At 46.1% G+C, this 13,188-nt stretch carries 10 protein-coding genes; 7 read left to right on the plus strand and 3 right to left on the minus strand.

Translation table 11 applies throughout. The annotated features are described in order from the left end of the window. Positions 1-230 precede the first annotated feature (230 nt). From G493_RS0125615 to G493_RS32795, 6 genes are all read left to right on the plus strand, one after another. On the plus strand, positions 231-1,382 hold the full coding sequence (locus tag G493_RS0125615) for an aminotransferase class I/II-fold pyridoxal phosphate-dependent enzyme (protein ID WP_028582630.1): 1,152 nt from the start codon (positions 231-233) through the stop codon (positions 1,380-1,382). After that, on the plus strand, positions 1,379-2,443 hold the full coding sequence (locus tag G493_RS31375; protein WP_084813777.1) for a glycosyltransferase: 1,065 nt from the start codon (positions 1,379-1,381) through the stop codon (positions 2,441-2,443). Before G493_RS0125615 ends, G493_RS31375 begins: the two co-directional genes overlap by 4 nt. Next, on the plus strand, positions 2,415-4,412 hold the full coding sequence (gene arnA, locus G493_RS0125625; protein WP_028582631.1) for a bifunctional UDP-4-amino-4-deoxy-L-arabinose formyltransferase/UDP-glucuronic acid oxidase ArnA: 1,998 nt from the start codon (positions 2,415-2,417) through the stop codon (positions 4,410-4,412). Before G493_RS31375 ends, arnA begins: the two co-directional genes overlap by 29 nt. After that, positions 4,400-5,320 (plus strand): 4-deoxy-4-formamido-L-arabinose-phosphoundecaprenol deformylase, encoded by a 921-nt coding sequence (gene arnD / locus G493_RS0125630; protein WP_028582632.1) that lies wholly within the window; start codon positions 4,400-4,402, stop codon positions 5,318-5,320. Before arnA ends, arnD begins: the two co-directional genes overlap by 13 nt. Continuing rightward, a complete protein-coding gene (locus G493_RS0125635) occupies positions 5,313-6,977 on the plus strand; it encodes a phospholipid carrier-dependent glycosyltransferase (RefSeq protein WP_028582633.1) in 1,665 nt (554 codons plus the stop codon). The genes arnD and G493_RS0125635 overlap by 8 nt, the downstream gene beginning before the upstream one ends. A 478-nt stretch (positions 6,978-7,455) precedes the next feature. Next, entirely contained in the window at positions 7,456-7,824 is a 369-nt protein-coding gene (locus G493_RS32795) for a PepSY domain-containing protein (protein WP_051309962.1), read from the plus strand. Between the two features lie 237 nt (positions 7,825-8,061). Here the strand turns inward: G493_RS32795 and G493_RS0125650 are convergent, their stop codons facing one another. Continuing rightward, on the minus strand, positions 8,062-8,937 hold the full coding sequence (locus G493_RS0125650) for a LysR family transcriptional regulator (protein ID WP_028582635.1): 876 nt from the start codon (positions 8,935-8,937) through the stop codon (positions 8,062-8,064). 104 nt (positions 8,938-9,041) lie between these two features. Here G493_RS0125650 and G493_RS0125655 point away from each other — a divergent pair, with 104 nt between their 5' ends. Then, on the plus strand, positions 9,042-10,256 hold the full coding sequence (locus G493_RS0125655) for an MFS transporter (RefSeq protein ID WP_028582636.1): 1,215 nt from the start codon (positions 9,042-9,044) through the stop codon (positions 10,254-10,256). Between the two features lie 333 nt (positions 10,257-10,589). Here G493_RS0125655 and G493_RS0125660 read toward each other — a convergent pair whose 3' ends face one another. Further along, the gene (locus tag G493_RS0125660) at positions 10,590-11,126 is read right to left on the minus strand and encodes a P-loop NTPase family protein (protein WP_028582637.1); all 537 of its coding nucleotides are present in this window, start codon (positions 11,124-11,126) and stop codon (positions 10,590-10,592) included. Beyond that, positions 11,126-12,331, minus strand: coding sequence for an NRAMP family divalent metal transporter (locus G493_RS31380; protein ID WP_051309964.1), 1,206 nt, complete (start codon positions 12,329-12,331; stop codon positions 11,126-11,128). The genes G493_RS0125660 and G493_RS31380 overlap by 1 nt, the downstream gene beginning before the upstream one ends. Positions 12,332-13,188: the final 857 nt, after the last annotated feature.

Genomic DNA, 13,188 nt, shown 5'->3' on the forward strand with positions numbered 1-13,188 from the left:
CTATCCAAAACCTTCAAAACGACTCCTGTAAAGGTGGGGAGAAGGTATGTATGTATAGTGTTCTCTCCTAATACCAACATTATCAATCGAGAATACCATATACACATGAAGGAATGATGAAGATATATTTTTCCTATTTAGCAGTCTTCGTTCATCGTTCCTTCATGTGTACCTGCTATACAGACCCTCAATTGGAATTCTACTAGATTACCCTTCAAACTCGATACAATATGCGAAAACAATTTTTACCATTTTCTCAGCCATCGATCAGTGAAGAAGAGATCGCAGCAGTAGCAGATGTCCTGCGTAGCGGCTGGATTACTACTGGAACGAATACGATCCTTTTTGAATTTGCATTTAGCTGTTATTGCGAAGCAAATGGATCTGTAGCTCTAACTTCTGCTACAGCGGGCCTGCATCTCTTGCTCACAGCGATGGATATCGGTCCGGGGGACGAAGTTATAACACCTTCCATGACCTGGGTTTCCACTGTGAACATGATCGTGTTGGCTGGGGCCACGCCTGTCTTTGTAGACGTAGACGGGGATACTCTTACCATTACCCCGGAAACTATAGAACCGTTGCTTACCGATAAGACCAGATTGATACTACCTGTGCATTTCGCAGGAGGTGCAGCTGATATGGATGGAATACATCAATTGGCTCGAAAGAGGGGGATTACGGTAGTGGAAGACGCTGCTCATGCCGCCGGAACAGAGTACAAGGGGCAAAAGATAGGCAGCAAGGGCACCTCAATCTTTTCTTTCCATCCCATCAAAAATATGACCACCGGAGAAGGTGGAATGTTTTGCTCAGATGATGAGGAATTGCTTCAGACAATTCGCGCCTTGAAATTTCACGGACTTTCTGTGGATGCCCATGACCGTAATCAGCAGGGAAGGCTCCCTCAGGCAGAAGTACTGCAACCGGGATTCAAATACAACATGACCGATATCGCAGCTGTTCTGGGGTTGGGGCAACTCACGCGTCTTGACCACTTTATCGATAAGAGAACCCGACTCGCAGAACGTTACCTGGAACAACTCTCCGAGATCGAAGAAATTCTGCCTTTAACCACAACAAAAGAGACCAGTCGTCACGCCTGGCACCTCTTTATTGTCCGCCTCGATACAGAAAAGGCAAAAATGGACAGAGATGTCTTCATGGATATGCTGAAACAACGAAATATAGGTACCGGCCTGCATTTCCGGGCTGTCCATGAGCAACGCTATTACAGAACCACCATGCCTCAGGTTACAGGAACACTGCCGGAGACGGAATGGAATTCAAATCGAATCTGTTCGTTACCACTCTTTCCTAGCATGACCATGGATGATGTAGATAATGTGGTTGCTACCATTAAAGAGGTACTGGCTGCATGAATAAACAACTTGATTTTTCAGTCGTCATTCCGGTTTTCAACGAGGTCGAGAGCCTGGATGAATTGATTGAACGCTGTGTAAACGTCTGCAGGCAGACAAAACGTAATTTTGAGATCATCCTGATAGATGACGGCAGTAGTGATGGATCAACAGATGTTATCATCCGGGCCGGACAAACTATCAAGGAACTCATCGGAATTCTCCTGAATCGCAACTATGGCCAACATGCAGCAGTCTTTGCAGGATTGGCACAAAGCAGAGGTTCAGTCGTTGTCACACTGGACGCTGACCTGCAAAATCCTCCGGAAGAAATTCCCCGACTCCTTCAGGCCATGGACAACGGAGTGGACGTGGTCGGCACAGTCCGCATAAACAGGCAGGATACTCTATTTCGAAGAATGTCGTCCAGCCTGGTCAACTCGCTTGTACGTCGGGGTACTGGTGTCACGATGCATGATTATGGCTGCATGCTTCGGGCGTACCGACGTTCCATTGTGCAGGCAATGCTGCAATGTCGGGAACACTCTACTTTCATTCCCATCCTTGCCAATAACTTTGCCAGGAAAACAGCTGAAATCTCCGTCCGCCATGAGTCTCGAAAAGAAGGGTGTTCCAAGTATTCTCTCTTTAAATTGATTTCACTGCAGTTCGATCTCCTGACCTCCATGTCAACCTTTCCTCTGCGATTACTCTCCATACTCGGAACATTGTTGGCCGCCTTTGGTATAACCTTCGCATTTTTTCTGCTGATTATGCGTTTTGTTATGGGAGCCGGCTGGGCGGCGGAGGGAGTGTTTACGCTTTTTGCCGTACTCTTTGTCTTCAGCGGAAGCCAGTTCATCGCTCTTGGCCTTCTGGGAGAATATATCGGCCGAATGTATCACGATGTCCGCAAACGACCTCGATATTTTGTTGAGCAGGTAATCTTAGGGCCTGAGGATGTAACAGCGTTGCATACAAACCCGCATTTTTCACAAAGAAATCTCCCTGTGGCAGTTGTGGAAAAAAACATACATATTTTGGAAAGAAAAAATGAAAGTCGTTGTCCTTGCTTATCATAATATTGGTTGCATAGGGATTGAAGCGCTGTTGAAACAGGGCTTTGAAATTCAAGCAATTTTTACTCATCGCGATGATCCCAATGAAAACCATTGGTTCGATTCTGTGGCTGAGTTAGCGGCAGACAAAGGAATTGAACTTTACGCCCCGGAAGATATCAATCATCCTCTCTGGGTAAACCGAATCCGTGCACTTGCTCCGGACTTCGTCTTCTCTTTCTATTTCCGTTCAATGGTCGGGAAAGAAATTTTGGGGATTCCGAAAAAGGGTTGCCTTAACCTCCATGGATCACTCTTGCCTAAATACCGCGGCCGCTGCCCAGTAAACTGGGTCCTGATTAATGGGGAAAAGGAAACCGGAGTGACCCTGCATTACATGACACCTCAACCGGACAATGGAGATATTGTCGGACAGGAGCGCATTGCCATCAGCAAGGATGACACCGCCCTGTCTCTGTATAAAAAACTTGGCAAGGGCGCAGAACAATTACTCGATCACTGCCTGCCGCTTCTCCGTGAAGGCACAGCTCCAAGAACAGTGCAGAATCATAAGCTTGCCAGTTATTTTGGCAGACGAACTCCTGCGGATGGAGAAATACTCTGGAGCATGGAGGCAGGTCAGGTACATGATCTTGTTCGCGCGCTGACAAGCCCGTATCCAGGTGCTTTCAGCTTTCTGGGGAATCGAAAGATCTTTTTCTGGAAAGTTGACCCGGTTGATGGTGATCCCAGACAACCGATTGGTACTGTATTGCAAACCAACCCTCTGGTCATCAATTGCCAACAGGGTGCAGTGCAAGTCATCTCCGGGCAACAGGAAAACGGATTATACGTAAACGGTGATCAGCTGAGCCGCGACCTGCACCTGTCAGAAGGAATGTGTTTTGGCAGAAAAAAAGCAACGCTGAGTGAGCTTTGGCGCAAAAAACATGTACTTATTCTTGGAGCAGATGGGTTTATCGGCAATCATCTCAGTGAACGTCTGCTTGCAAGCGGCAGATATCAAGTACATGCCATGGATCTGGCGAGCAATTCCATCGAACGGTTATTGACACATCCTGATTTTCACTTTCGAGAAGGTGATATTTCGATCCATCGCGAATGGATAGAATATCATGTCCGTAAATGTGACATTATTCTCCCATTGGTAGCTATTGCGACTCCGGCTGAATATGTTCGTAATCCACTTCGTGTATTTGAACTCGACTTTGAAGAAAACCTGCGAATCATACGATATTGTGCAAAATACAACAAGCGCATCATCTTTCCCTCCACATCAGAAGTCTATGGTATGTGCGACGAAGAAGAGTTTGATGAGGAGCGCTCACATTTAATTCTTGGCCCAATACATAAGCAGCGCTGGATCTATTCATGCAGTAAACAGCTGCTTGATCGGGTCCTTTGGGCATATGGCAAGAAGGAAGGTTTGCAGTTCACTCTTATCAGGCCATTCAACTGGATCGGACCGCGGCTCGACAACCTGGAGTCAGCAAGAATCGGCAGCTCAAGGGTGATCACCCAGTTGATACTTAACCTGGTTGAAGGTACACCGATCAACCTGGTAGACGGCGGGAGCCAGAAACGATGTTTTACTGATGTCAAAGATGGTATTGAGTGCCTGTTTAATATCATTGAAAACAAAGACAACTGCTGCGATAGCCGAATTTTTAATATCGGCAACCCTGATAATGAAGCAAGTATCAGTGAGCTGGCCCAAATTCTGACCAACAAATTTGAGCAGCATCCGCTGCGGGATAATTTCCCTTCCTTGGCTGGCATCCGTAAGGTGGAAAGCAGGCTCTACTATGGTGATGGATATGAAGATGTCCTGCACCGAAAACCTTCTATAAAACTTGCCAACCAGTTACTTGGCTGGTACCCGCAGGTATCGCTGGAACAATCCATCGAAGAGACCCTGGACTACTTTCTCCAGCAGGCATTGGAAGCTAAGGAGATAGCATGTCAGATGTAGATTGCCTTGCTGGATTGCGCATCGATGTGGATACCCTGCGCGGCACGCGACTGGGAGTTCCAGCTCTTCTTAATGTGTTGAAAAAACAAGGGCTTAAAGCAACTATTTTCTTTTCCGTTGGTCCGGATAACATGGGCCGCCATCTTTGGAGGCTTCTCCGCCCTGCATTTTTGTCCAAGATGCTGCGAAGCAATGCTCCCAATCTATATGGCTGGAACATCCTCCTACGTGGAACCCTATGGCCAGGGCCCAGGATAGGGCGCAGGTGTGCTGCTATCATCCGGGCTGCAGCTGAAGATGGTCATGAAATCGGATTGCATGCTTGGGATCACCACCATTGGCAGACATGTATTCAAAAAATGCAGACTGAAGCCATTCGGCGTGATCTGGAAAAAGGCAAAAAGGAATTAGAAGCGATTACAGGCCAGGCGGTGAAGTGCTCTGCGGCTCCAGGCTGGCGTTGTGTGGATAAGGTGCTGACAGAAAAAGAAAGCCTTGGTTTTCGTTACAACACTGATTGTCGCGGCACTTCAATCTTTGCCCCCCTTGTGAATGGCGTACAGCTGCGTCAACCACAGATCCCGGTTACTCTCCCCACCTACGACGAGCTGATTAGTCGAAAGGGAATAAGCGCGACAAGCTATAATGACTATTTGCTGTCTCTCTTTCACCCGGAACAGCTTAATGTTTTAACCATCCATGCCGAGGCTGAAGGTATTTATTGCCTGGATGTGTTCGCAGAATTTCTCAAGAAAGCTCTGGCGCAGAATATTTTCTTCGTCCCTCTTGGAGACCTGTTGGATTTCTATCCAAATCCTGCGGTAGCATCCTTGACCAAAGGTAGCATCAGTGGCAGAGAAGGCTGGGTATCTTTCCAAGGGATGCAAGGAGAAGAGAGCCATGTTTGAAAAAATGCAGCCCTTCTTCTTAGTGGCCTTATTCGTGTTGTTATATATTGTACCCTTGCAAACCAGGCCGCTCTTCAGCCCGGACGAAACCAGATACGCGGAAGTGCCACGTGAAATGCTTGCCAGCGGTGATATGGTCGTCCCCCGTATAAATGGCTTAGACTATTTTGAAAAACCGGTTATGGGGTATTGGCTGAGTGCAGCCTCACTGCTTATTTTTGGTGAAAATAATTTTGCCGTTCGATTGCCTTCGGCCATTGCTGCCGGCTTGACAGCCCTGTTGATCTACCTTTTGTGCAGCCAGGCGGCAAAGGATCGACACCTGCAATTTCTTGCTGTGCTCATCTTTCTCACCTCACTTGGTACAGCTGCCATCGGTACATTTGCTGTTCTCGATTTCCCTCTTACATTATTTTTAACAGCAACCCTGGTGTTCTTTTTTTTCGGAACCGAAAAACAGCCTGGCTCAACAGAGGAAAAACTTTTATTATTTGCTGCTGGACTATGCGCAGGTTGCGCTTTTCTCATAAAAGGATTTCTTGCCTTTGTCGTCCCTGTCCTGACCGTTGCACCTTACCTGTGCATGCAAAAGCGATGGACAGATACCATACGAATGCTCTGGATGCCATTTGCCGGGGCACTGTTGGTCAGTTTGCCATGGGCAGTGTTAATCCACTTGAGAGAACCTGATTTCTGGAACTATTTTTTCTGGAACGAGCATGTACGCCGCTTTCTCTCTGACTCCGCCCAGCACAGCCAGCCTTTTTATTATTTTCTGTTAGTTCTTCCGGCTATGTTTATCCCCTGGACGTTTCTCATTCCAGCGTATTGGCATGGGATGCGCCAAAAAGAATCGGCAACAGGGAGGCGCAAAAGGATGCTTCAATATTGCCTCTGTTGGTTTCTGTTGCCATTTTTCTTCTTTTCAATATCAAAAGGTAAGCTCATTACCTATATTCTGCCTTGTTTTCCTCCCTTGGCCATTCTTATGTCCCATGGACTGGAATGGTGGCTCTCTCCAGGATCACAAGAAAAAAAACACCTGCAATCGGCGATAGTCTTCTATCTCTTTCTCGGTTGCATCGCCTTGGTATCACTCACCGCGCTCCAGGTGAGTTATGCACATCAACTCAAGCTATTTCAATATACATGGAAATGGCTACTGCTGATTGAAGGGATCACTTCTCTGATACTGCTGCTTGTAATTGCTCGAGCAACACGTTCATCCATATATAAAGTAACCCTCTTTGGATTATCCTTTGCTGTTCTTCTGTTTTCTGCGCATTTTGCCATCCCGGATATTGCATTAAAGATCAATGATCCAGGCCGGATAATTCGTCTTCATGTAAAAGATATTACAAAAGACATGATAGTGCTATCAGGTGAGGATATGATTAGAGCAGTGTGCTGGAACCTTGGGAGGGATGATGTGTATCTTGTTGAAAATGCTGGGGAGTTAGAGTATGGGCTGCATCATGATGATGCAATGTATAGAAAGCTTGGTCTTGTTCAGGCGAGAGTGCTCTTGAAAAAACATAAGGGGCGAGCTGTTCTTATCACAGGAATTGAAGAATACAAGCGATGGCACTCCTTTCTTCCTCAACCATATGCTGTTGATTCAACTGGAACTAAGGGCTATATGATTGCGTTTTATTAACAACTGTAAACGGCGATATGGGAAGGCCAAGGACACGAGAATTGAAGAGCTTTGGAGGGCGATTACCAGTTTGTTCAATTCTGGACTCCCGGACCAATGAAAAAAATAGCTCTTTTTTCTCCGGACATGCCTCCATGGTTCATTTTTCGGGAAAGATCCGGAACTGTTGCCTTGTTTTCCCTTAATCTCGGGTTGTGTTTTGGTCTGCTTGTTGGAGCTGTAAGGATTTTGCAAGGAGCTCATTTTCTTAGTGATGTTGTGTGGGCAGAAGGGCTTGTGTATATCCTCGCAGAAATCCTTTTTTGGTATTGTCTGTCTCGGTATAGAGAATCATAGTAACATCAACTCCTGTATTCGTGGCTGTATGTATATTAAAAATATTTTTGAAAATAATGTGAAAATTCATAATACCTTCATAAGGCTAGGGTAGAGTATGTGTAAATCAAAAATAAAACACATCAAATCATTGGAGGAAAAAATGAAAGCAAAACAAACTGCTGGATTTACTTTTGCATTATCTTTAACTGTATGTTTGTTATTGGAAACGACCAGCTTGGCTGTATATGCTCTGTCGTCAGAGAGATATGATAAATCAATTTCTGGAACAATTATGGTAAGTAAACCAGAGTCATCTTATCCAAAACTTGCAAAGATTAACATGGAAGAAGCAATGTCGATAGCTTCTCAACGGGTGCATGGAGACGTCTTAAAAGTTGAGCTCACTGATGAAGATAATTTTTTGGTTTATAATATAGAAGTTGTAACCTCTGAAAAAGAGATTGTTGAAATAACTATTGATTCCGGGAACGGAAAAATACTTTTTGTTGAGGAGGATGAGAACGATTGATTTTTTGTAATGCAGGTAGCCAAAAATCGCAAGATACAGGCTGCCTGTACATTGAGTATAATATTAGGCTTATTTTGAGCTTCGGAAAAATTAATTATCCAATTTTGTTGGTCTCTTAACTCATGGGAATGAGCCGATATCCTGCACTATTTTTTGATAGTTATTGTTTTCCGTGACCCTTGTGTCCTAAAGATCTCTAAAATTGACATCAATATTATCAGTTTTTCATGAAAAAGATTACTGTTGCGTATACTCAATCAAAAAATCAATAAAAGCCCGGTTTGCCTTGGAGAGGTGTCTGTTTTTTTTCCAGGCAATATCAAGGTCCAGGAAAAGTGGTGGATGAAAGGATACCGCTGCCAGATCAGGATCATCGGAAACCACCATTTTGAGGAACGTTGAGATTCCCATTCCCTCCTTGATCATTGAACGAACCAGGGAAAAGAGATTTGTCTCAAAGACAACATCTGTTTTGTGTCCGGTTTTTTTTACCAGGCCATCCATGAGTTCACGCATATAGTATCCCGGGGTGTAGAGAATCAATGGTTGGCTGAAAAAGTCCGCCAGGGTAACCTTTTCCAGAGCTGCAAAAGGATGTTCTCTGGGAACGCAGATAACGATCTCCTCGCGTAAGAAGTGTTGGTGGCCGACTCCTGAGGCAATTTTGTGATCAGCAATTACACCGATGTCTATCTCACCCTGACTGATCATGTTGTGAATACTTGCCGATCCTTCACCGCTGACAACTACCTTGAGATCAGGGTAATGCTTGCGAAATTCCATGATGATCCGCGGAAAGAAATGTGCGCTCATCATCGGTGGAATACCAATTTTGACTTCACCACGCCCAAGACCTTTAAGCTCGGCCATATCCTCTTCAGCAACCCTTAAATTGTCCAGAATTCTTCTGGCGTGGTCCAGCAGGCTCTGTCCCTCTGCGGTCAGAGTGACCTTTTTTTCCTGCCGGTTCAGGAGGGTCAACTCAAGTTCCTCTTCCAGTTTACGGATGGCAATGCTTACAGCAGGCTGGGCAATGTGTAGCGTTTCAGCGGCCCGTGTGAAATTTTGCTGTTCAGCAACAGCGGCAAACACTCGAAGTTGTCGGATATCCATGGCGTGTCTATGAAAAAAAGATATTATAAATATAAAAACAATATATTTTACTTATGGATATATAGCAAGTACCTTATTTTTCAAATCATCATGGGGTACTGATTATGAATAATACGCTTATCAGCAAGGGAAGCAGGGAGTATTATATTGCGAATCTGGCTCTTTTTTTAGCTGGATTTGTCACTTTTGCCACTCTCTACGATTTTCAACCGCTCTTTCCAAATCTTGTCAGCGAGTATGGCATTTCACCCGCCATCGCCAGTCTTTCGCTTTCATGCGCCACCTTCTCGCTTGCCTTCACGCTCCCTCTTTCGGGTTCATTGTCCGATGCCATAGGACGAGAAATTCTGATGAGTGTAGCGATTATCTGTGCACCGATATTGGCATTGGGCATTGTTATCAGTGATTCACTGTCTCTTCTGTTTGCCCTTCGTCTGGCCCAGGGCGTAATTCTCGCGGGTATACCAGCTGTGGCCATGGCGTATCTCAATGATGAATTCGAGCCCAAAGCGCTGGGAAGTGCAATGGGGCTTTACATTGCAGGTAATGCCCTGGGAGGTATGACAGGACGTCTTCTGACAGCCTGGTTGGCGGATTATCTCTCCTGGCGATCAGCAGTAGCCGTTATAGCCCTGATCAGCCTTGTGTGTGGGATAATTTTTTTGGTGCTTATCCCGGGATCGCGTAATTTTCGCAGTCAGCCATTCAAGCTGATGTCACTTTCCAGATCTCTTGTGGGACACTTGAAAAATCCGGGGCTACTCCATCTCTATCTGATTGCCTTTGCCTGCATGGGTGGATTTGTTACCATGTACAACTATATTACTTTTCGCCTGCTTGGTGTGGAGTTTAACCTGACACATACCCAGGTGGGCCTGATCTTTTTTGCCTACGCCTTCGGTGCTGTGAGTTCTACTGTCATGGGGAATCTGGTGAATCAATACGGTCGCAGCCGGATTTTGTTTGTTTCGTTGGCGGTCATGGCCGGGGGATTGCTATTGACATGTAGCGGAGCTCTTGTCGTGCTCATTTTCGGCATTGTTATTTTTACCATAGGATTTTTTGGCGTACATTCAGTGTCGTCTTCCTGGGTGGGGCATCTCGCCAGACAGGCACGGGCCCAGGCTTCATCTCTGTATCTCTTTTCTTACTATCTGGGATCCAGTATTTCAGGAACTCTGGGCGGGTACGTCTTTGCCCACTGGCACTGGCATGGGGTTGTTGTGCTTATTTTAGGACTGATTGGAGTAGCATCGTTGTCCTGCCTGCATCTTGGCCAGGAAAGATCTGTACAAAGCAGGAAGTTCGCGTCAGTATGATGGATCAGGCCGTTTAAGGGGCGCAGTATCCAAATAATGCGTAGAATATCGGTAACTGCTCACAGTGCACCTGATCTTTCCGCGATCAGCCTGGCTTGCGTATGATCCAATACGCTGCGCCAGGCTGATTACGAAAACCTCAGGCACCCTGTAACCAGTTACAAATACGGGGGAGTTTCAATTTTATCCGTTTCCCCTATGAGTAGTTACGAATATCTGTTCATTCACAGCGCTGCGTCAATGGTTCCATACTGGCTGTATTGAGCGATTGACGCAGCGCTGTGAATGAACAGAGAGACAAGCAAGATTGGATAAATTATTTTTTCCGCGGCCCTAAAGCTGGATGACTCTCTCACTGTTTGCCATAAGACGCTCAGTCAGCTGCCTTTCTCGCCTGGTCAGTTCTGAATCGTCAAAGGCGTTGCCATAATAGGCATTGATAATCCTGGTGGAACTGCTTTGCAGGATATCAAGAAACAGGTCATAATTTCCAGCTTGCAGATAGAGTGTGGCATCGTTGATAAACAGGATGTCACGGGAATGTTGCTGCAGTTCTGCAAAAAGTTTTTCTATGGTGTGTGCATTCTGCCTTGCCAGATCAAGGGTGTGTGTCGCATCCCTGCCCATGAGGCGGGGAGCGGCGATCCGTCCTGTCAGGTACAGCACGGGTGGGGCTGTACCTGAAGAAAGCTTGCCGCCAATCCCCTGCACAGGGTCAGGTGCCAGATCCAGTATGGCTATATCCGGTCCATATCCAGCTGCCAGAAATTGTTCCAGAATCGCTGCAGTTTTAGTGCTTTTGCCTGAATTGACATCACCTGTCAGCAGAGTCTGTTTGTTCAGGTACTGTGTAATTTCACCTGTGATCATTACAGAATTCCGAACTTGGTCAGAAGAAAACGGAGCGCCAGAAATGTCGTAACCAGAAAGGTGAGCCCGCCCATGGAGTTCAGGAGCATGGTATTGCGATCTTTGCAGTCGGACCTGTTCAGGAGGTAGAGAATAATCGCAATAATCAGCGGTGTGCCTGTAAGCCCCAGGGCCAGCATAAGTGGAAGGAGCAGAAAAAAGCTCCCTTTCAGGAAGGGGCCAAGCATGCTGACAAGACAGCCCATGAAGACTGCAGTTGCAAAGCCTTTATTACGGACATTGAGTTCCCAGCCCATCTTGTCGGAGATGAAATATGCACCCGCCATAAAGGTTGGTGAGAGTGTGGACAGGGTTGCTCCCCACAGGCCTGCCATGAAAATCCTCATGGCATTGTCGCCCAATAGCGGCTGCAGGGCAAGTGCTGCGTCAGTTGCTTTTCGTATGGTAATACCATTGGGGTGAAGTACTGAGGCTGCTACAAGAAAAATGGCTACACTGTATATCCCAAAAGCCAGTCCCATGGAGGAAATGGTATCGAATCTGGCTAATGCAAGGTCGCTGGGTTTCCAGTTTCTAGCATTGGTGTTGTACGTGTGCATGCCGATAATGGTGATATGTACAGCGCCTCCCATAATGGCAGCCATCATCAGGGCCGCATCAATGCCGCCCGGTAGATTGGGCAATAGTCCGCTGGCCATTCCCGGCATGGAAATATCAGCCATGAACAGAGTGGCAATAAAACAGATAACAACAAAGATAACCAGCATTTTGCAGAGTGTTTCAAAGGTGCGGTACCCTTTGCGCACCAGAAAGAGTCCTATCAGAATACCGTATGCAACGCCCCAGAATGGTGTATCTATACCGGTAATCAAAGAGGTTATACCTGATAGTGCGCTCATCAGGACCATGGCGGCGAGCCATGTGGCCAGAAGGGCATCTATGGTGAGAATCCATGCCCATACTTTCCCAAGGTGTTGCTCTGTTGCCGTGATAATGCCTTTTCCTTCCAGAATACCAACCCTTGCAGCCAGATATTGAGCTGTGGTCCCAAAAACCGCACTGAGAATAACTACCCACAACATGCTGTAGCCGTAGGTCGCACCTGCAATGGATACACTGGCCAGAGTTGCAGGGCCACAGGCCACTGCACTGATGATCCATGCAGGACCCATTTCTTTGAGATAGGCAACGTATTTGTTTGTCATGTCTTTTTGAGTTCCGCTCTTATCGAGGAGATTATTGTCCTCGCATTGTTAGCTTTTTTGGTAACTTCGATTCAATCAAATAGTTGTAACTGGTTGCAGGGAACCTGGTATTTACGCAAGCAGACTGGTGAAGCGTGTATGGTTATACCTCAGACAGGCTGATCGCGGAAAGATCGGGTGCGCTGTGAGCAGTTACCTTGTTTGAACGGAAGAGGTTGTATGATTTCATAGCTTCTCCCAAAATAACGAAACTGTTTCAAGCTGGAAAGGGTTTCTATGGAAAAGAGAAGAATAAAATGAAATAACAGGAAAGGAACAACAGGCATTGTAAATAAACAGGGAGATTAGCCGGAATGGGCGAATCTCCCTGAAATGCCGCTTGAGGTGCTTTGTTGGGAGAGGGGCCGAGAATAGGCAAGTTTTCTCAATTTAGGGTCGCGGAAAATAATAAACATCTAAAAATTGCGTAGGATATCGGTTTGGTAACGTCGTCGCGTCAATGGTTCCATACAGGCTGTACTGAGTCATTGACGCGACGACGTTACTGAGTTGAAAGACTAGCAAGATTGGATAATTTATTTTTTCCGTGACCCTTAAGGTATTATAGAAAAATAGGCGTAATCAAAGCCTTATTATTGTGAGCATTACTTTCAGAAATAACACCGAGCTGGAGAAAAGGGGGTTCTCGGACAGCCTTCAGGGGATGAAGTCAACGGCACTGTTTATGAAAGAGCAAAGCACCTATTAGCTTGGAAGATTGATGTTATCCTTCCAGACATGACCCGTCTCTGTCTTGATCCGGTCCCGAACCATCCCTGTCACCACTTCTGTTGCCGTTTTGTGCAGTAACAAGAGGT

Source organism: Desulfogranum japonicum DSM 18378, from assembly GCF_000429945.1.
Classification (GTDB): domain Bacteria; phylum Desulfobacterota; class Desulfobulbia; order Desulfobulbales; family Desulfobulbaceae; genus Desulfogranum; species Desulfogranum japonicum.